We start from the raw sequence: 20335 nt of genomic DNA on the forward strand, positions 1-20335 counted from the left end.
ATCACTACGTTCTGTAAATCGTAAATACAGCTATTTCTTTATCTTTTTCGTCTAATGCTAATCCGAACATGAGGTCCTGCTCTTTTAACGTACGATTCAAACCATCAACAATTTTATACAAGTCAGACGAATATTTAATACGCGTCGTTGATAGGACTTCGATTTTCTTATCCATGAAAAAACTCCTCCGTTACACAAAAATTTCTAATTATAGAAGAACGCAATGCGGTTACAATAAGAGTACATTCTTTACAACCCCTGCTTCATCACCCATCTATTATAGCAGGACATGTACAGCAAAAAAAGGTTTCAAATCGAAAAGCAATATATTTTGTATACAAGAAGTAAGAAAAATAAAATTCCTCCTACCCACATTTTTTACGCCTGAAGTTTAAATGTACTTCAGGCGTATTTTTCTTCCAATTTTATTCATTTGACGATTCTTCTAACTGTACTAACAATTCTTCTAACGGTCCTTCATAGAGCGGTACAGTTGGGATTGATTGTAAAAATCGTTTTCCATAGGAAGAACTTGTCAAACGACGATCTAATACAAATACAGTTCCCGTATCTGTATTTGTTCTAATAAGACGACCAAAACCTTGTTTGAAACGCAAGATTGCTTGCGGGAGCGCCAACTTATCGAATACGTCTTCTCCTTGATTTTTTAACCACTCTCCTTTTGCTTCCATCATCGGCTGATGAGGAGGGGTAAAAGGCAGACGGACAATGACAAGACAACTCAGAGCATCTCCAGGTATATCTATCCCTTCCCAAAAACTACTTGTTCCTAACAAAATCGATTTGTCGAACTCCTGGAATTTGCGGATTAGACGACTTCGGCTCTTATTATTCACACTTTGCGTTAATAATAAATATCCTTCTAATGTCTCATCATTTTTCAAATTCGTATACGCTTCTTTCAACATTTCATACGAAGTGAATAAAACGAGCATTCTACCTTTTGTAGCTTTCGCTATTTTCGCAATATGTGCCGATATAGACTCAATATATTCTTCATTACTTGCTTTCTTAATAAAAGGTACATCCGTTGAAACCATTAATTTCATTTGCTCTTCAAAACGGAATGGTGATGGAACCTTTAATGTATTGGGAGCAAAATCATGTAAACCTAGCTCCTCTTTTATATAGGCGAATGAATCATTAACTGTTAACGTCGCTGATGTGAAAATAACACTCTTTTTCTGGGTTAAAAATTCATCAGCAAATCTTTCACCAATATGAACAGGCTGCGCATATAGAACTGTTGAATGAATCGTTCCCTTCGTTTCAGTCTCCATCCATGTCACGTATGAATTTTTTTCTAAAATGAGTAATTGTAAAGATTGTGCCATCTTTCTCAACAACTCAATTAAATGCATAAATTCACCTGTAACGACATGCATCTCCCATTCTAATTTACTTTGCAATATTTCAGCTTGCTTCTCAAGTGTAGTCAATAACTTTCTTACATCATACACAAATCGATTTGTTAACTCGGTAATGCTATCCCATAACTTACCTTTCTCTACTTCCGTGTTATATCGATAAATGAGTGGCATATTGCTCATCCCTTGTTCCTGCTTTGTTTGTTTAAATACGAAAGTCCGTAACATTTGAAATAGTTCATCCGCATCAAATTTCAATTCCTTCAAACTATGACTCACCATACGGAAAGTCGAACGCGATGCTTGCTCTGATTTTTTCATCATTTTATATACTTTAGAAAGTACATCATCTGTTTCTAGCGTACCAAGACGAGATAAAGCTAATTGAAAATACATGCATGAGAACTGTTCACCTAATGTTCTACTCGCCGCTTCCTCGATATGATGAGCTTCATCAAAAATAATATGTTCACATGAAGCAAATAGTGGTTCTTCACTTGAAAAATCTTGAAATAATAACGCATGATTTGTAATAACGATATCTGCAAATAATGCTTTATTCTTTGCTCTTTGATAAAAACAACGACTATACCAGTTGCTTTGCATCCCGCCTGGACTATGTACATCACTACAAATACGGTTCCAAAGTAACTTGCCGCCCTCAGGAATATTCAATTCATCACGATCGCCAGTTTCCGTTTGCAATAACCACACTAAAATTTTTGCCTTTGTGAGCGCCATATCATAATTTTTCTCTTCCTCTTGCAAAGCATATTCAAATTTGTGTAGACAAAGGTAATGCTTTCTTCCTTTCAGAAGAGCTACTTCAAATGAAAATGGCATTATTTTCTTTAATAAAGGAATTTCTTTTTCTAGTATTTGTTGTTGCAATTGTACAGTTTGTGTACTTATAATGACAGGTTCTTCTTTTTTCTTTGCGAAATAAATACTTGGAAGTAAATATGCAAGCGTCTTCCCCGTACCTGTTCCTGCTTCAATCAGTGAAAACCTAGAATCTCTTAGCGCTGTATATATTTCCTTCATCATAATCTGTTGGCTTTCTCTTTTTTCAAACTTTGGCATATTCAATTCAAGTTTATCGATTGTCTTATGTAAGAAAGCATCAAATTTAGATGAGTATGTTTCACTGAGGCTTAAAGAATAATTCCGCTTTCGAAGCGCAATATTTCGATACACCTCACACTCCTCTGCCTCTTCTTTACCATGCATCATTTTCTTTAAAATATTTTCAGAAAGTACATCAGCTATATCACTTTGGAAAACATCACTTAATTCATAAAGCGATTGTAATGTGACAAGTGGTAACTTTTCAATTTCACTTAAAAATTGTAAAAACAACTCCGCTGTTGCAAGAGCATCACTATCCGCACGATGTGGTTGATCGTGCTCTAGTTCATGCTGCTTAGCTAAATCACGTAATTTATAACTATCAGCTGTCGGCAAAAGAATTTGCGCCAATTCAACTGTATCAATTTTAGGACAATGTACTTCTGTATATCCAGCTTGCCTTAATTCTTCATTTAAAAAATTCCAATCAAAGTGAACGTTATGTGCAACAAAAGCCGCACCTTGTAATAGCTCAACAATCATCGGGGCTACATCTCGAAATAACGGGGCTTGTTTTACAAGATCTTCATCAATCCCAGTTAATTCTGTAATAAATAGGGGAATCTCTCTCTTCGGATTAATAAAAGATGAAAAAATCTCTAATATCTCTCCATCTTCCACTACAACAGCTGCAATTTGGGTGATTTTATCCTTCCCATCCTTCCAGGAGTTCCCTGTCGTCTCTAAATCAACAACGACATAACGCTTACTCATATATGTAACACCTCAATTTCTTACCTATCAAACATAAAAATTATATAATGTTACTATACCACGTTTTACCTCATCTTAATGAAAAGATGCACAAAAAAGCTATCTCCTTAATTAGAGATAGCCTTTCTACTTATAATATCGTGCCAGCTCTTTCAGCACCTAACATTTCAATAATTTGATTATCATCGTCTAATACTGCAATTTTCGGCTCTTGTTTATGAATATTTTCTTCTGCCACTAAACCATAGCAAATAATAATAACTTTATCACCCGGTTGTACAAGCCTTGCAGCTGCACCATTTAAACACACAACACCGCTACCGCGCTCTCCTTTAATAACATATGTCTCTAAGCGAGCTCCATTGTTGTTATTTACAATTTGTACTTTTTCATTTTCTACAATATTTACCGCATCCATTAAATCTTCATCAATTGTAATACTACCTACATAATTTAAATTTGCTTCTGTTACAGTTGCACGATGTAACTTCGCTCTCATCATTGTGCGAAACATAGATGCTCCCCCTTATTTCCCCATTAATGTTATATTGTCAATTAATCGTACATTTTCAAACTTAACCGCAATCGCTAAAATGATTCTTCCTTCAATTTTATTTATTGCTTTTAATGAAGGATATGCATATAAATCAGCATAATCTACAGTGCCTTTCGTATACTTCTCAATATGCTCTTTCACAAGATTCATAATGATTTCCGGATTACGTTCGCCTGCCTCAATTCGTTCTTTCGCTATACATAGACTGCCGTATAAATGAGGAGCCTCTTCACGTTCTTCTAGTGATAAATACACATTACGAGAACTTTTCGCTAATCCATCTTCTTCCCTTACAATATCAACTGGTACGATCGTAACTGGAATATTAAAATCAGTTACGAATCCTTCAATTACAGCTACTTGCTGTGCATCTTTCATACCGAAATAAGCACGCGTTGGCAATGTAATATTAAATAGTTTCATTAGTACAGTCGCAACACCAGCGAAATGACCAGGTCTTTGTTTGCCACATAATACGTCGGTACGCTTCACAACTTCTACTGTTGTCGTTTGTTCTGCTGGATACATCTCTTCTACACTCGGATAAAATAAATAATCAACACCATTTTCTTTTGCTACATTTTCATCTCTATCAATATCACGTGGGTATCGATCTAAATCTTCATTTGGTCCAAATTGTAGTGGATTTACAAATACACTTAAAACTACAATTTCATTTTCTTTCCTTGCCTTACGTAGTAACGTAGCATGCCCTTCGTGTAAATACCCCATCGTTGGAACAAAGCCGATACTTTTTCCACTTGCATGCAGTTCGTTTGTAATTTGCTGCATCTCTTGCACTGTAGTTATGATTTTCATTATTGTTTTCCTCCGTATAACGCTAAGCACTCTTCCTCTTTCATTGTAAATGAATGTTTTTCTTCAGGAAATTGCCCTGTCTTTACTTCAGTAACGTATTGCGAAATTCCTCGCACAATCTCCTCTTGAACAGACGTATATTGCTTCACAAATTTCGGAACACGATTTACGCCGTACGAGATAAGATCGTGGTATACAAGAACTTGCCCATCTACTTTTTGTCCTGCTCCAATTCCAATTGTAGGAATTGTTAACTGCTCTGAAATAAGTTCTGCTAATTGCATTGGCACACATTCTAGCACAAGTGCTATCGCACCAGCTTCCTCACATTTCTTTGCATCTTCTATTAATTTTTTTGCACTTTCAGCATCTTTCCCTTGTACTTTATACCCACCTAGCACTCCTACAGATTGAGGAGTTAAACCTAAATGCGCCACAACGGGAATTCCCGCATTCGTTAAGTAGTGAATAGTTGATATAACTTCTCCAGCACCTTCTACCTTTAATGCATGTGCCCCGCTCTCTTGAACAATGCGACGTGCATTAATCATCGTATCTTGCAATGAGACATGATAAGACATAAATGGCATATCAGTTACAATAAACGTCTCTTTCGCTCCGCGGCGTACAGCTTTCGTATGATGAATCATATCCTCTACTGTTACTGGAACTGTTGAATCATACCCAAGTACAACCATTCCTAGAGAATCACCCACTAAAATCATATCGACTTTAGCTTCTTCTGCTAATTTAGCAGATGGATAATCATACGCCGTTAGCATTGTAATCGGCTCACCTTGCTCTTTCATTTTCAAAAAATCTGTTTTTGTTTTCAAAAACTACTCCTCCTTTATGCAGGAGAGAGGAGATGGCCGAAATCATATAAAAAACCCCTCTGGCCATAAAAGGGCAGAAGGGTTGTGTGTTAGTCGGCATTATTCATCCCTCTGTCCCAGTCCATTATTGGATCAAGGCAGAATCCAAATTATTATTTTTTCATACTGCGTAAAATAATGGTGCAGTTCGCTTTGATACTGCCCATATTCGAACTAATTATAGCAAACTCTGAAAAGGAATTGCTACATTTTTTCGAAAAAATAATTTTTTATCCCTATTACGGTATGTGAAATTTTTTAGTATCTAAATGACAAAAAGAAGCTCCAAAATAGGAACTTCTTTTACTTAATTTCTATATCAGCAGAATGAATGTGGTGCACTTGTCCTTGATGATCCTCAAGTAACAATACACCATCCTCCGTAATTCCTTTTGCTAGCCCATTAATAGTTTCCTTCATCGTTCGAGCTGTAATTTCTTTTCCGATACTTACTGCGTAACTTTCCCAAAGAATTTTAATAACAGAGAAGCCATTTTTTAAATACTCTTCATACAATTTCTCTAGTTGCAAGAAAATTTGTTGCATAAGTTCCGCACGAACAATCGGCTTACCCGATTCAATTGCTAATGAAGTTGCAATTTGCTGAATTTCCTCATCAAAATGTTCTTGTTTCTGATTTGCATTAATGCCAATTCCCATAATAACAGCATTAATTTTATCTGGATCAGCTTGCATCTCCGTTAATATACCGACAGCTTTTTTACCTTGAATTAAAATATCATTCGGCCATTTAATCCCTACGTTTACACCGGTACATTTTTCAATTGCTTGCGCTACGCTAACAGCTGCTAATAAAGTAAGCTGTGGTGCATGATGAACTGGAATCGAGGGACGCAAAATAATACTCATCCAAATTCCTGTTCCTTTTGGGGAATACCATTTTCTACTTAAACGTCCTCTACCTGCTGTTTGTTCTTCAGCAACGACAATTGTTCCCTCTTCTGCGCCTTCATAAGCAAGTCTCGCTGCAATATGCTGAGTAGACTCAACCGATTCTTCAAAATAAACCGTTCTACCGATACGCTCTGTTTGTAATCCTAATTGAATCTCATTCGCAGTTACTTTATCTGGTTTACTAGCAATTCGGTACCCTAAGCGGCGTACAGCTTCTAGTTCATACCCTTCATTACGAAGGTCCTCCATATGCTTCCATACAGCGGTTCTCGAACAACCAAGTTTGTCACTAAGTATTTGACCAGATACAAATGCACCATCTGCTTCAGAAAAAACTTGTAATAACTGCTTTCTTATAGTAGATTGCATCTTTGTAGCCACTCCCTTATATCCTCTTTCTTATTAACTAAATCTCCTTGTACGATTGCTTCTTCAATATTTTGAAGCATTTCGGCAACCCACGGACCTGGCTTTTTATCTGTCCAGCTTAATAAATCATTACCAGTCACATTCATTTCTTGACGATTTTTTATCGGCAATGCATGAAATAATGATTGTACTTGCTTAACAGACGCACTATTATAACTTTCTATTATCGCTTCATATACTCTTTCCGCCATCTCAGCGATGCGAATCCCAGTTTTATAAAGAAGGATTGTATCCCACTCCTTCTCCTTTCTAGAACGAATTGCTAATAAAACCGCTACGATATCTTTAATCTTTTTATTCGAGAACTTCCATTGACGCAAAAAGACAGATGGATGCTCTTCTCCGATACAATATAAGAAAAATGCCCACGCCTCAACGTCTGTTTCGAAAGAATCCCATTTATACTGCGTAGCTTTCAAGAGTCTTTCTTCTGACATTTGCAAATATGGCAGATGAGAAAATAGCTTAGTTTCTACTAACTCTTGAAGACCATTCACACAATATGTACCGGTCAACAATTTTTCAAATTCAACTGTAATTCTTTCAATCGCTATATGTTCGAGCAAATGCCCATACGTTTCAATTGCTTGTTTCGTCTTTATTTCCAAAGAGAAACCTAACGTACTTACGAACCGAATACCACGCATCATTCGCAGTGCATCTTCTTGAAAACGGTCTGCAGCATCTCCAACCGTTGTAATTTCCTTCAGACGAATCGCTTCTTTCCCCGCAAATAAATCAACCATTTCGCCTTCCTCTGTCATTGCAATTGCATTCATCGTGAAATCACGTCGTTTTAAATCCTCTTCTAATGAACGGACAAATTGAACACTACTAGGTCTTCGAAAATCTTCATATTCGCTTTCTGTTCGAAAAGTAGTTACCTCATACGGTTCACCATTTTCTACAACAATTACAGTTCCATGCTCAAGACCAACCGGAACATGTCTTGGGAAAATAGCCATTACTTCTTCTGGTAAAGCAGATGTTGCGATATCGATATCTCCAATCGGTCTATCGATAATAAGATCGCGTACACTTCCACCAACGAAGTAAGCCTCATGTCCGTGCTGTTTTAACATCTCAATAATTGAACTAGCTTTTTTAAATCTTTCCATTCTTGTCATCCCTTAGTATGTCATAATAAATCGCCTCATACTGTGAAACGATTTTTTCCGAACGAAACTGCTCATATACAGATTTCATCGCTCGCTCTCCCATATTACGGTGAAGTTCTTCATTTTCTAGTAGCTGAATTGCTTGCTTAGCTATTCCGTCTGTATCTCCAACTTCACATATATATCCTGTTTCACCATGTTGAATGACCTCTGGAATGCCCCCAACCCTCGTTCCGATACTAGGCACACCACACGCCATCGCTTCTAATATAACAAGACCAAAACTTTCCTTTTCTGATAAAAGTAGCATTAAATCACTCATCGCAAGAAGCTCTGCAACATTATCTTGCTTTCCTAGGAATAAGACACGTTCCTCAATATGTAAACTTTTCACCAATTGTAAAATAGTACAGAACTCTGGTCCATCACCAACAAGAAGCAATTTCGCATCTACTTCCTTTACAATTTTGGCAAATGACTGCACAACATCCTGTACACGCTTAACCTTTCGGAAATTTGAAATATGAATCAACACTTTTTCATTTTCTCGTATACCATATTCTTTTTTTAATTGAGACATATCACGTTTGAAATAAACACGTTCATCTACAAAATTGTATACCGTCTCAATTTCTTTATCTGGTTTTACAAGTTCATTTGTTTCTTCAATTAACGAATGTGACACAGCTGTAACAACATCAGATTGTTCAATACCAAAGCGAATTAAATTATTTAACGAAGGGTCGGAACCTAACACAGTAATATCCGTTCCATGTAAGGTCGTAACAATTTTAATACGCTCCCCAATCATTTGTTTTGCTAAATATGCACAAATAGCATGAGGGATTGCATAATGCACATGTAAAATATCAAGGTTTTCTCTTTGAGCAACCTCTGCCATTTTACTCGCTAATGCTAAATCGTAAGGTGGATATTGAAAAACAGAATATTGATTTACTGTTACTTCGTGAAAATAAATGTTCGGGTACACTTTATTCAACCGAAATGGTACACCCGATGTAATAAAATGAATTTCATGCCCGCGTTCCGCCAATTGCTTTCCTAACTCTGTCCCAACAACCCCAGAACCACCTACAGAAGGATAACATGTAATACCTATTTTCAATTTCATTTACATCCCCCTATTAAATCAGCATGTAATAAAACCGGTTTCTTACTCATAAATCCTTCGGCATACAGCACTCCAACTTCTTTCCCAAACATCTTCTCCCGAGCGATTACAGTTTCAACGTATCCTTCGGTTAATGGCGTCTTAACACCATCACTCCCTGTTGAAAACTGACTTTCATACGCTTCTAACGCTTCCACCTTTTTAGAAAGGTATTCACTAATATCTATACAAAAATTCGGTTTATGAAAACCATTAATCATATAATTATAAAAAGACTCTACACGGTGCGGCGGAAGTTCAGGCATATATTTACGAATTCCCGCTGAAAAGATAGCTTCTTCCACAAGTTTCGCGCAATTAGCATGGTCTGGATGACGATCTTCGTAATACGGTGCGAAAATTAGTGTTGGTTTATATGTACGAATAATCTTTACAATTTCACGTATATATTCTTCTTTCATATACAAACCACGGTCTGGCATTGCTAAATTAATTCTCGTTTTTACTCCCATAATACGAGCTGCAGCCTTTGCTTCTTCTTTTCTTAGTTCTACCGTTCCATTTGAAGAAAGATCAGCTTCTGTTAAATCGCAAATGCCTACTTCATATCCTTGCTTCGTATACTTTGCAATGGTACCTGCCATGCCGATTTCAACATCATCGGCATGAGCACCAAACGCTAATATATGTAATCCACTCATAATTGTTCCCCTCATTTTCTTAACTTTCGGTAATCTAAATCTCCCCGCTCTAATGCATGCATTAGCATTTCAGCACTTGCCATATTTGTTGCTAATGGGATGGCGTATACATCACATAAACGAAGTAACGCATTAACATCTGGTTCATGCGGCTGGGCTGTTAGTGGATCCCGGAAAAAAATCACCATATCCATCTCATTTTTTGCAATCATTGCACCAATTTCTTGATCTCCACCAAGAGGACCGGATTGATATCTTGTTACAACTAAACCAGTTGCCTCCATAATACGAAGTCCTGTCGTTCCTGTTGCAAAAAGTTCATGTTTTTCAAAAATTGGTTTATATGCGTATGCGAACGAAACCATATCATCTTTCTTTTTGTCATGTGCGATTAAGGCAATTTTCATCCGTTGTCTCCCCCTTTAGTCGATAATATTTTCTAAACCGTACACAAGATGATCAAGGTTCATTACTGTTTCAATTGATAGTTTTACACCTGACATAAATGATGCACGGTTGAATGAATCATGACGAACTGTTAACATTTGTCCATCTCCGCCGAACATTACTTCTTGGTGTGCAATAAGCCCTGGTAGACGTACGCTATGAATGTGAATACCGTCTACATTTGCACCACGTGCCCCTTCTAATTGTTCCGTTTCATTAGGGTGCCCTTGCTCTTTTGGCACACGATTTTGACGGATTAATTCTACTGTTTTTACAGCTGTACCAGATGGTGCGTCTAATTTTTGATCATGGTGTAATTCAATTACTTCAACATCTTGGAAGTACTTCGCTGCCATTTGAGAGAACTTCATCATAAGTACTGCACCAATCGCAAAGTTTGGAGCAATGATTGTTCCTACTTCTTTTTCTTTTGCATTTTCTGTTAATTGCTTTAGTTCTTCTTCAGTAAATCCAGTTGTACCAATAACTGATCGAAGTCCACGTTCAACTGCAAGTGTCACATGTTTCTTTCCAATTTCTGGTGTTGTTAAATCTAACAATACATCTGCTTCTACTTCATCTAAACAAGTATGTAAATCCGCGTAAATAGGTGCATCTAGCGCTGGCATTCCCGGTAAATCAGAAATTTTTTCTCCGCCATGCTTATAATCAATTGCTGCTACTAAATTGAAATGCGCTGTTCTTTCCATAAGAAGGACTGCTTCATATCCCATGCGTCCTCGTGGTCCAGCGATAATTACTTTAATTTCTTTCATGCGTCTTTCTCTCCCTCATCAATACGTGTCCAACGATCTTTATCACGTGTATTAAATTTATTCATTACAATGTTATGCGCTGTTTCTAAATCAATATTTAAACTATTTGCCATACAAATCATAACAAATAAAACATCTCCAAGCTCTTCCTCAACACTTCGTTCTTTCTCAGTCGTTTTCTTTGGTTTCTCACCATAATAATGATTAACCTCTCTTGCAAGCTCTCCCATTTCTTCAGTTAAACGAGCCATCATTGCAAGCGGACTAAAATAACCTTCTTTAAATTGACCGATATATGCATCTACTTCTTTCTGCATATCTTTCATCGTTTTTGCTTCCATACTAGTCACCTCTTATTCCTTCCTCTTTCATGTTAGCCAATTCATCGCGATTTGACAAATATTATTCCCTCATATCACTATTTACGACTCTTTTTAGGATAGACTATAATAAAGTGAAACTTCTTTTGCGTGATTTTTACAAAAAAATCAGCCTGAACCAATCGGGCTCTTACGGCTGGTTCGACCTTTCTTCACTGTTTTACCCTCTACCAGCCGTTAGAGCGGGGTAAAGTGAAACTTCTTTTGCGTGATTTTTGCAAAAGATCAGCCTGAACCAATCGGGTCCCTGCAGCTGGTTCGACCTTTTCTTCTTCGCTTTTCCCTCTACCAGCCGTTGGGACGGGGTAAAGTAAAACTTTTTTTTGCAGTTTTTCCGCACAATATCAGGCTGAACTAATTAAGCTCTTATACCATTCTCTATTTTTACTATCAACTAGAAATAACTTATTATTATGTTCTATCGTTCAAGAGGAGCAATGCAATCATTACATAATTAGGGGGATTTCTAAATGACATCAAATTTGAAGATTCGAAATATCATTTTTATTTTAATCGGTTCCGCTATTTTTTCTTTCGGTATTGTGAATATCAATATTGAAAACCATCTTGCAGAGGGTGGATTTACCGGCATTACGCTATTATTATATTTTAAATTTTCACTTGATCCTTCCTATACAAACTTAATTTTAAACGTCCCTCTATTTTTCATTGGCTGGAAATTACTCGGCCGAACAACATTTTTATACACATTAATCGGTACATTTAGCGTCTCTTTATTCCTTTGGGTGTTTCAGCGCTACGAGGTTCTCAACTTACATTTAAACTTGCAAAATGATATGACACTGGCTGCTTTATTCGCTGGGGCATTTATCGGCATAGGACTTGGAATTATATTCAAATACGGCGGGACTACTGGCGGTGTTGATATTATCGCAAGGCTAGCTCACAAATATGTTGGCTGGAGTATGGGAAAAACGATGTTTATGTTTGATGCGGTCGTTATCATTATCTCTATTCTTACATATTTATCATATCGCGAGGGCATGTATACGTTAGTTGCTGTTTTTATCGGGGCTAAGGTTATTGATTTCATACAAGAAGGTGCTTATGCAGCAAAAGGAGCAACTATTATTTCTGATAAAAACGATGAAATTGCTTCAAAAATTTTATCAGAAATGGAGCGCGGAGCAACCTTTTTAAAAGCAGTTGGATCCTATACAAAAATAGAACGTAATGTACTATATTGTGTTGTTGCTAAAAATGAAATCGTAAAATTAAAAAATATCATTATTTCAGTAGATCCACATGCCTTTGTCGCTGTAAGTGATGTACACGATGTTGTTGGTGAAGGATTTACATTAGATGAAAATAAAAAACCGTTACATAATTAAATTCAGCTAGAAAAGCTCTGTAGCTTTTCTAGTTTTTTATTATAAATCTTTTAAGTTTCTCCAAATCCTCATAAATAAACTCCAACAAACTCCGATTATAGAAAATAGAAGCTGGATGAAAGGTCGGAAAAATATGATATTCTTTTTCTGACCAAATAAATTCTGTACTGCTGCTATCTTTCAATCGCTGCACAGGTTGCTTTAACAATTCTCCATGAACATCCGTAATTTTATTATTTTTACCAACTAAACGCTGTAATGCAATATTACCAAGTGTGACAATAACCGGCTGCTGTATAAATTCCAGTTCATAATCTAGCAAAGGTGCATGGGCAAGTATCTCACCTTGATTCGGTGTTCTATTGTACTTCTTCTGTATTATTTCGCCATTTCGTTCCCTTTTCTCTCTCCATTTATAAGGTCTACTCCGGACCGCACTCGTAATATATACTTCTTCCCTTGCAACGTGAATACGTTCTAAAAATTCCATTAAATGTTTTCCCGCTCTCCCACTAAATGGAATCCCATTATGAATTTCTGTTTCACCAGGTGCTTCTCCAACAAGCATTAATTTCGGGTTTTTAGGGCCCTGTCCACTTAAAAAACCTTCTAATTGGTATGTAGCACTACGCTCCTTCACTTGTTTAACTAAATAATATGGATATTCTATGTCCGTCACCTTCTTTCATCATTCCATACTTATCTTTATTTTAACTAGTTCTATACCCCATATTCTCTCTATTATTTCCATTTGTAACATATTATAAGATTCAATCCACAAAACAAAAAAGACTATCAAAATTGATAGTCTTTAATCGTCGCTACGCTGCATACCAGTATAAATTAATACGAGACGTAATAATTCAAATACTGCTACAGCAGCTGCTGCTACATATGTTAATGCTGCCGCATTTAATACTTTACGAGCTTGACCGTACTCATCTGTTGATACGATACCAAGTGCTTCAATTTGTTGCATTGCGCGTTTTGATGCATCAAACTCAACTGGTAATGTAACAAGTTGGAAAATAACACCTGCTGCCATTAAAATAATTCCTAGTAACAACAAACCAGACATTTGTGCAAATACACCAATTAGGACAAAAACCCATGACATGTTTGAACCAAAATTAGCAACTGGCACTAACGAATGGCGTACACGCATAAAGTTATAATCTTTCGCATCTTGAATTGCGTGTCCTACTTCATGTGCTGCTACAGCTGTACCAGCAACTGAATGACCATAATAGTTATCTGTCGATAATCTAACCGTCTTTACACGCGGGTCATAATGATCTGACAAATGACCTGGCGTTTCTTCTACGGCTACATTGTACAATCCATTTTCATCTAAAATTTTTCGAGCCACTTCCGCTCCTGTCATACCTGATGTTGAATAAACTTGTGAATACTTGCTATAGGCACTACGTACTTTTGACTGTGCATACAACGGTATGATCAAAATGATCGCGAAGTAAATTAAATAAAACATCATAAACCTCCATTGAAGTTTTAATTATAGTACTTCTCATTCTATTTTTTTCTTCCACCGTTGTCAATAAATAAACCTTACAATCCGTATCTTTATTTATGCGTATTATCTATCTTTAGAATGCAAGTTGCTTCTCCGCTTCTCTCTCTCCCCTTTATACTTTCTCCATCCAACATACGTTAAAGTGAACAAAATAAGTCCTCCAGTAATTGTCATAAACCAAATGAGAGAGGGAGCAATCTCATCTTTTTTTACTGTATGAAATATTTTTTGCAAATCACCTTTAATAATCCCTAGTTGCATTTGTCCACCTTTCGTTTTTAACATAACGTTACGAAATTCATCCAAATAAGATAAATGTGCATTTACACGCTGCGCTTCGTTTTCTGGCAGAGCAATCATTAAACTAGGATAAATAATATTAAATTCATTTAAAAATGTATTTAGCGTCTGTTGGAACTGTCCATCATCTTCTTTTTCCATCGCCTTTTCTACTTGAGAAAAAGCATTCATTATCTTTCTTTCTCTTTCCATCCAAAGTGGCTGATATTTAGATACTTGTGCATCAACAGCAAGTTGTAACGCTAACATATTATCCACTTTAACTTGCCTATCTGAATCTTCCGCGAGAGATTGTTTCGCCTTATCGTATGCTAAAGAAACGACTCTAATTTGTCCCGGAGTTACTTTTGAATTATTTTCATTCTCCTTTGATAGAAATTGCTCTGAGAAATGGTACAGTACTTGTATTGCCTTTTCATCTTCTTTTTTCTTCACTAACTGCAAAGAGTCATCTAGCAATCCAGTTAGTTCACTCCACTCTTCAGCATATATACGTACTGGAAACATTATAATTAGAAATGCTATCAGTCCAATTAATGTTCTCTTCATCCCGGTCCCCCCTATAACTACTAGTACAAAATATGTGGAATTGGACAAGAATAGAACAGAACAAAACCAAAAAATATATTATCTCTATGAAAACAAAAAAATTCTCTTTAAACAGAGAATTTTTTCTTTGAAACCCTTTTCTTTTTCACTAAATATTTATACACACCGTAACAAAGCATGCTACCACCTAAAATCAATAATAAAATAATACATGCAGCATGCATAAAGAATTCTTCCGGTAACATTAAAATAACCGGATCTGTTTCAATATCAAACATCCAATAATCATTGCTAAATAAAAGCTTATGAAATAATACGAAACTCTTTTCAAAATTAATAGCAATTGGTAACGTAAGAGCTATTGGAAAAATAATTGTAAGAATCGCTCCGTGAAGTAAAAACTTTTCTTTTTTCTTTTTTAATAAATACGCTCCTCCTAATACAGCAATTACAATCGTTCCATACATTATATATTGAATCTTTACTAAAATATTTTTAACATCTACAAAATGAATGCGTCCATTTGTGGACATATCTAATGTCGGCAATTGTAATGCACCTTCATAAAACGGCGATAAATATGTAATAAGCACATCATAGTTTCTCTTAATTTCATCTTTCGTCATATCCGCTAAATCTGGAATATTTAAAAAATCAATTTCAAAATAATACAACCATTTTCCATATACAACTACCGTTGTCGCGAGAGCGAAAACAGAAAATGCTATGCTATAGGAAACTACTAAAGTGATCAATCGATCCAATATGTTTATACCGCTCTTATTTTTCTTCATTTTCTCCCCCTAAATGTCCTCACCATCATAAAGAAAACTGTTTTCGGTTCTCACGTATGCAATAATAATATGTAATACACAGTACAGCAATACTTAACCAAAACGTAAAATAACCAATTTTCTCTACAAATAAATGCATAATCCCATATCTCGGCATTTGCCAAAATAAATAATCAATTGCATCATTATGTAATGTCCATATGCCAGCTACAGTGAAGTGCCATTTTTTTATCCGATAAAACGGAGCATATAACATTCCCTGCACTGCCATCGCAAAATGAGATAACATTAACATATATCCCATAAGGCCAATAGGGCCTTTTACATAAATCATAATTGCATTTACAACAACAGCCCAAACACCATATTTTATTAAAGTAACTATCGCTAGCGCTTCTATTAACCCCCAGTTCTTCTTCATCAAAAAAGCAATTAAAACAAAGACAAAAAAGAGAGTCGCCATAGGGCTATCTGGTACAAACGGCCAAAATATAGGTGAGGTTTCTTTTAATTGATTTCCATACCATATGAATCCGTAAATTGTACCTAATATGTTAACAACCAATAAAAATAATAGTACCGAACGTTGCCTTAACATTGCATACAAGTAAGCCAATCTGTATGTCCAACACCTTTCAAACAAAGTAATTCTTTCATCGAACTCTACTCTATTATATAGCAAACTTTCCGTCATCGTAGAGTAGAAAACTGAAACAGATTAAATTTTCTTTAGGGATGGCTTTGCTATCCCTTTTCTGTTTCAGCTTCCCCACATCAAACCGTACGTGAGGTTTTCCCTCATACGGCTCTCCGATGCTCTTCCTTCTTTAGCTTTCAGTTTGTTCTAGCTTCCTACTTTCACGAGTGTGTATGTTATTTTCTTCATCAAGCCCTTGATACGGCCATGTTTCTTTCGAACATTTCTTTTCTTATTCCAGAAAAGGTTAAGCCTTTCTAAGAAGTACCAATCTATTTTACCGAGCCACTCCTGTCCAATTGAAGATAGGCTATAATAATTTTTGAATCCTTGTAGAATTCTATTTAAACCTTTCACCATCAAACAGTGCCCAGCTTAGCTGGGCACGCAAAATAAAAAGCTGACCACAGATTTTGTAGTCAGCTTTTCTATTATTTTTTATTATACTTTGCAACGAATTCCGAAAGCTTTTTCAGTTCCTCATCTGTACCTTTAAATACACCTTTAGGCATTGAACCTTTTCCATCTTTCGCAATTTTAGCGATTTCTTCTGGTTTTAAAGTTAAGTTTTGCAAAGCCGGTGCTGCCGCTCCGCCCTGTAAATTGTCACCATGACATGTTAAACAAGTATTTTTTTGCATCAACTTGTAGCCGTCATCATTTTTATCAACTGGTGCTGTTTTTACAATTGCTCCTTGTTTTTTTGCAGCTTCCCAATCGTGGTGTGCTACAGATTCCCAAGTTAAAAAAATAATCGATGCAATTGCTAAAAGCATAAACCCCGTTGCTACAGGACGCTTCAATGGTGCTCTTTCTGGGCCTCGATCTAGAAACGGAGCTAATAGTAACGCTCCAAACGCAATCCCCGGCATAATAAACGCACCAATTACAGTAAATGAGCCTGAAGCATACGAATACTTTAATAACTGATACAAGAATAAGAAATACCAATCTGGAAGTGGTATATATCCTGCATCTGTAGGATCCGCCATTCTCTCAAGCGGTGACGGATGCGCCACTGTTAAACATAAATAACCGACTAAAAAAACTGCACCAACCATCCATTCTTTTAACAAGAAATTCGGCCAAAACGCTTCTGTTTTCCCTGGATATTCAGAATAATCTTTTGGAATATTTGGTTTCCGGGCTACTGGTACCCGAGAATCTCCTACAAACTTCATCCCTTTGCCGCGATGCATAATCTCCCTCCTTTTGTTCTTTCCCCTTTAATTTAGCAATCTCTTATAGCGGACCGGAAATACCTTGTTTGCGAATCATGATGAAGTGGAAGGCCATTAAACCTAGAAGTGCTGCTGGTAAGAAGAAGACGTGAATAGCAAAGAAGCGAGTTAATGTTTGAGCTCCAACGATTTCGGAATGACCAGCGAGTAATGTTTTAATATAAGGACCAATGAGCGGCGTTTGCTCTGCAATTTGAATCCCTACTTTCGTAGCAAATAACGCTTTCATATCCCACGGTAATAAATATCCGGTAAAACCAAGACCTAACATAACAAAGAAAATAAGAACACCAACAATCCAGTTTAACTCACGAGGCTTTTTATACGCACCTTGGAAGAAAACTCTGAGTGTATGTAAAAACATCATTACAATTACGAGACTAGCACCCCAGTGATGCATACCACGAACAATTTGCCCGTAAGCTACTTCATTTTGTAAATAATAAACCGACTCCCAAGCATTTTTAATATCCGGCACATAATACATCGTCAAAAACATTCCGGACAAAATTTGAATTACTGTAACGAAAAAGGTAAGTCCTCCAAAGCAATAGACGAATGCAGAAAAGTGATGTGCCGGGTTAACATGCTCAGGTACTTCATGATCAGCGATATCACGCCATATCGGTGTAATATCTAAACGTTCGTCCACCCAATCATAAATTTTATTTAGCATCTACTTTGCACCCCCTCTTGGCTTCGCTTTTCCTAAATACAGCGTTCCATCTTTCACTTTAGACTCGTACACATCAAGCGGAGCAAGAGGCGGTGTGCCTTTAATGTTCATCCCATCTTTTGTGTAACGTCCCCCGTGACACGGGCAAAAGAATTGATTAGGATGTGCTTTGTCCGAATTCCAGTTCACTGTGCAACCTAAATGTTTACATACTGGCGAAAACGCAACAATTTCTCCACTTTCATCTTTATGCACCCAAGCAGATTTTGGCTCTTCAGACTTGTACCACCCGTCAACCTGCTTCACCTTAAAATCGAAGCGCTTCGGCTCTGTTGTAATATCCTTTACTTGTCCAACAGCAACCATATCTGTTCCCGCTTCTTTTCTTAACACCGGATCAAGCGCAAACCTCGTCATCGGCATTAAAATACCCGCCGCCATAAAGCCTCCTACCCCTGTAAGTGTGTAATTTAAAAACTGTCTTCTTGACACACGATGTTCTTTCTCGCTCACGAAAATTTCCCCCCTCTATCAGAAATTGTCCCCTCGTGAAAAAATTATATAAAAAATAAAAACTAGGACACTATCATGATATAATACCCTCTTGTATAGGTCAATATCATACTACTCATAATAATAAGAACTTTCTGTTTATTATTATTTTATCCATCTTTCTTCCAACATTTCCATAATATTTTTTATGTGTGCACGAATAACTTCCCTTTTCGCTTGGTCACTAAATTGCTCTAATGATAACGATGGAAACCAAAATAAATCACCCCGCACATCTCTCATATCTTCTTTCCATGAAAAGTCACTTGTCACATAGGCGATATGCTTAAAACCTTGCCTTTGCAAATGATCTGTCCATTCTTGCAAACGGTCTTTTTCATTCTTTTGGCTCTCTACCAAATACGTAAATGCGGGCAGTAAAAGCACTCTTCCTTTATACTCCCTTTCCAACTCCATACTCAAAGCCTCAATAAATTCACCTTGCTCTACAACCATTTTCATTTCTTTTGCTGCCGAAATAGACAAAAGGGGTATAATCCCTGTATCTACATACTCCCTCGCTTGCTCAAACTGTTCTACATCTTTTACAATCCATTTCACCTTTTCTCCCCTCCTCCATTCGAAATAACAGAACTTTCACTTTATATATATTAAACCATACTAAAAGAGGTAAAAAAAGAAAAACTACCTATTATTAAGTAGTTTTTCTTAAAAAGTCTGAATTTCGTAAAGATTACATAATCAAAATGAATTCTATAAAATTTTTAACTCTGCTGTTAACCTATGAAATGCTTCCTTATCTTGCTTATCCAAAGCTTCATCAATTTGTTTCAAAAGACGTTCTCTTCTAAATGAGAATACACTTTCTTCTAAAAATCGTTCTGCAAGCAATCGATCTTTTTCATTCACTTCAATATGCTTTGGCAAATATGGGTTTTCTTCTAATACAGCTACATAGTTTGCATTTTGGAACGATGATTTAAAATTAAGCTGAATATAAATATCCTCATCTCGATTCAAACGAATATCATGAAACGATTTTTCTGCATCTGTTGTCATTACATTTTGTTTGAAAAAGTGAAACGGTGTGTCTTTCACACAATTTGCTGACATTACTAAGCCACGCGGACAATATTTTGCATGTTCTACGAAGTGGACTTTATGCATTAATTGATCGTGACTCATTAAATAATTCAAAATCCATACACATTCACGCTGTTTCAGTTGGTAATTATTCAAAAACCATTTTACAAAATCCTTCTTCTCGTTTACAGAAACAGGGGTATTCATAGCGATTAAGT

At 36.4% G+C, this 20335-nt stretch carries 23 protein-coding genes; 1 reads left to right on the forward strand and 22 read right to left on the reverse strand.

Annotated features, from left to right (window positions below):
* Positions 1 to 4: 4 nt before the first annotated feature.
* From SB773_RS02030 to SB773_RS02085, 12 genes are all read right to left on the reverse strand, one after another.
* Positions 5 to 175, reverse strand: coding sequence for a YpmA family protein (locus tag SB773_RS02030; RefSeq protein ID WP_002166065.1), 171 nt, complete (start codon positions 173 to 175; stop codon positions 5 to 7).
* A 250-nt stretch (positions 176 to 425) separates the two neighbouring features.
* Positions 426 to 3230: an ATP-dependent DNA helicase DinG gene (dinG, locus tag SB773_RS02035; RefSeq protein WP_410588349.1), complete on the reverse strand. Its 2805-nt coding sequence runs from the start codon at positions 3228 to 3230 to the stop codon at positions 426 to 428.
* 130 nt (positions 3231 to 3360) lie between these two features.
* Entirely contained in the window at positions 3361 to 3744 is a 384-nt protein-coding gene (gene panD, locus SB773_RS02040) for an aspartate 1-decarboxylase (protein WP_140969089.1), read from the reverse strand.
* A gap of 12 nt (positions 3745 to 3756) precedes the next feature.
* Positions 3757 to 4605, reverse strand: coding sequence for a pantoate--beta-alanine ligase (gene panC, locus SB773_RS02045; RefSeq protein ID WP_410588352.1), 849 nt, complete (start codon positions 4603 to 4605; stop codon positions 3757 to 3759).
* On the reverse strand, positions 4605 to 5441 hold the full coding sequence (gene panB, locus SB773_RS02050) for a 3-methyl-2-oxobutanoate hydroxymethyltransferase (RefSeq protein ID WP_002011854.1): 837 nt from the start codon (positions 5439 to 5441) through the stop codon (positions 4605 to 4607). The genes panC and panB overlap by 1 nt, the downstream gene beginning before the upstream one ends.
* Before the next feature lie 342 nt (positions 5442 to 5783).
* On the reverse strand, positions 5784 to 6764 hold the full coding sequence (locus tag SB773_RS02055; protein ID WP_002086594.1) for a biotin--[acetyl-CoA-carboxylase] ligase: 981 nt from the start codon (positions 6762 to 6764) through the stop codon (positions 5784 to 5786).
* Complete coding sequence (locus SB773_RS02060) at positions 6749 to 7942, reverse strand: CCA tRNA nucleotidyltransferase (RefSeq protein ID WP_002086595.1); 1194 nt, start codon at positions 7940 to 7942, stop codon at positions 6749 to 6751. The genes SB773_RS02055 and SB773_RS02060 overlap by 16 nt, the downstream gene beginning before the upstream one ends.
* The gene (gene bshA / locus SB773_RS02065; RefSeq protein ID WP_002086596.1) at positions 7929 to 9074 is read right to left on the reverse strand and encodes an N-acetyl-alpha-D-glucosaminyl L-malate synthase BshA; all 1146 of its coding nucleotides are present in this window, start codon (positions 9072 to 9074) and stop codon (positions 7929 to 7931) included. The genes SB773_RS02060 and bshA overlap by 14 nt, the downstream gene beginning before the upstream one ends.
* Entirely contained in the window at positions 9071 to 9775 is a 705-nt protein-coding gene (gene bshB1, locus SB773_RS02070; RefSeq protein WP_002011848.1) for a bacillithiol biosynthesis deacetylase BshB1, read from the reverse strand. Before bshB1 ends, bshA begins: the two co-directional genes overlap by 4 nt.
* An 11-nt stretch (positions 9776 to 9786) precedes the next feature.
* Positions 9787 to 10182: a methylglyoxal synthase gene (mgsA, locus tag SB773_RS02075; protein WP_000684753.1), complete on the reverse strand. Its 396-nt coding sequence runs from the start codon at positions 10180 to 10182 to the stop codon at positions 9787 to 9789.
* Between the two features lie 15 nt (positions 10183 to 10197).
* Complete coding sequence (gene dapB, locus SB773_RS02080; RefSeq protein ID WP_002126457.1) at positions 10198 to 10998, reverse strand: dihydrodipicolinate reductase; 801 nt, start codon at positions 10996 to 10998, stop codon at positions 10198 to 10200.
* Positions 10995 to 11339 (reverse strand): nucleotide pyrophosphohydrolase, encoded by a 345-nt coding sequence (locus SB773_RS02085; RefSeq protein WP_002011846.1) that lies wholly within the window; start codon positions 11337 to 11339, stop codon positions 10995 to 10997. Before SB773_RS02085 ends, dapB begins: the two co-directional genes overlap by 4 nt.
* A gap of 509 nt (positions 11340 to 11848) precedes the next feature.
* Here SB773_RS02085 and SB773_RS02090 point away from each other — a divergent pair.
* Complete coding sequence (locus SB773_RS02090; RefSeq protein WP_410588357.1) at positions 11849 to 12730, forward strand: YitT family protein; 882 nt, start codon at positions 11849 to 11851, stop codon at positions 12728 to 12730.
* Positions 12731 to 12758: 28 nt separating this feature from the next.
* Here SB773_RS02090 and SB773_RS02095 read toward each other — a convergent pair whose 3' ends face one another.
* The 10 genes from SB773_RS02095 to SB773_RS02140 form a co-directional block, all read right to left on the reverse strand.
* Positions 12759 to 13409 (reverse strand): uracil-DNA glycosylase, encoded by a 651-nt coding sequence (locus SB773_RS02095; RefSeq protein WP_410588359.1) that lies wholly within the window; start codon positions 13407 to 13409, stop codon positions 12759 to 12761.
* A 132-nt stretch (positions 13410 to 13541) separates the two neighbouring features.
* On the reverse strand, positions 13542 to 14222 hold the full coding sequence (locus SB773_RS02100; RefSeq protein WP_002086606.1) for a zinc metallopeptidase: 681 nt from the start codon (positions 14220 to 14222) through the stop codon (positions 13542 to 13544).
* 105 nt (positions 14223 to 14327) lie between these two features.
* Complete coding sequence (gene ypjB / locus SB773_RS02105) at positions 14328 to 15113, reverse strand: sporulation protein YpjB (RefSeq protein WP_002141040.1); 786 nt, start codon at positions 15111 to 15113, stop codon at positions 14328 to 14330.
* A 107-nt stretch (positions 15114 to 15220) separates the two neighbouring features.
* Positions 15221 to 15907: a lipoprotein intramolecular transacylase Lit gene (gene lit, locus SB773_RS02110; RefSeq protein ID WP_002064533.1), complete on the reverse strand. Its 687-nt coding sequence runs from the start codon at positions 15905 to 15907 to the stop codon at positions 15221 to 15223.
* A 25-nt stretch (positions 15908 to 15932) separates the two neighbouring features.
* Entirely contained in the window at positions 15933 to 16523 is a 591-nt protein-coding gene (gene lhaT, locus SB773_RS02115; RefSeq protein WP_131245991.1) for a lipoprotein heptaprenylglyceryl N-acetyltransferase LhaT, read from the reverse strand.
* Between the two features lie 512 nt (positions 16524 to 17035).
* Positions 17036 to 17803, reverse strand: coding sequence for a menaquinol-cytochrome c reductase cytochrome b/c subunit (gene qcrC / locus SB773_RS02120; RefSeq protein WP_002011836.1), 768 nt, complete (start codon positions 17801 to 17803; stop codon positions 17036 to 17038).
* Between the two features lie 43 nt (positions 17804 to 17846).
* Complete coding sequence (gene qcrB, locus SB773_RS02125) at positions 17847 to 18521, reverse strand: menaquinol-cytochrome c reductase cytochrome b subunit (protein ID WP_000932700.1); 675 nt, start codon at positions 18519 to 18521, stop codon at positions 17847 to 17849.
* Positions 18522 to 19034 carry a menaquinol-cytochrome c reductase iron-sulfur subunit gene (gene qcrA / locus SB773_RS02130; protein ID WP_002011835.1) on the reverse strand — a complete coding sequence of 171 codons (513 nt, stop codon included), beginning with the start codon at positions 19032 to 19034 and terminating at the stop codon, positions 18522 to 18524.
* A 144-nt stretch (positions 19035 to 19178) separates the two neighbouring features.
* Positions 19179 to 19634, reverse strand: a complete 456-nt coding sequence (locus SB773_RS02135) for a YpiF family protein (protein ID WP_410588363.1) — start codon at positions 19632 to 19634, stop codon at positions 19179 to 19181.
* Positions 19635 to 19787: 153 nt separating this feature from the next.
* The gene (locus SB773_RS02140; protein WP_002086615.1) at positions 19788 to 20324 is read right to left on the reverse strand and encodes a ReoY family proteolytic degradation factor; all 537 of its coding nucleotides are present in this window, start codon (positions 20322 to 20324) and stop codon (positions 19788 to 19790) included.
* Positions 20325 to 20335 lie beyond the last annotated feature (11 nt).

Origin of the sequence: Bacillus sp. SIMBA_074 (assembly GCF_046534555.1) — a bacterium.
GTDB classification, from domain to species: domain Bacteria; phylum Bacillota; class Bacilli; order Bacillales; family Bacillaceae_G; genus Bacillus_A; species Bacillus_A mycoides.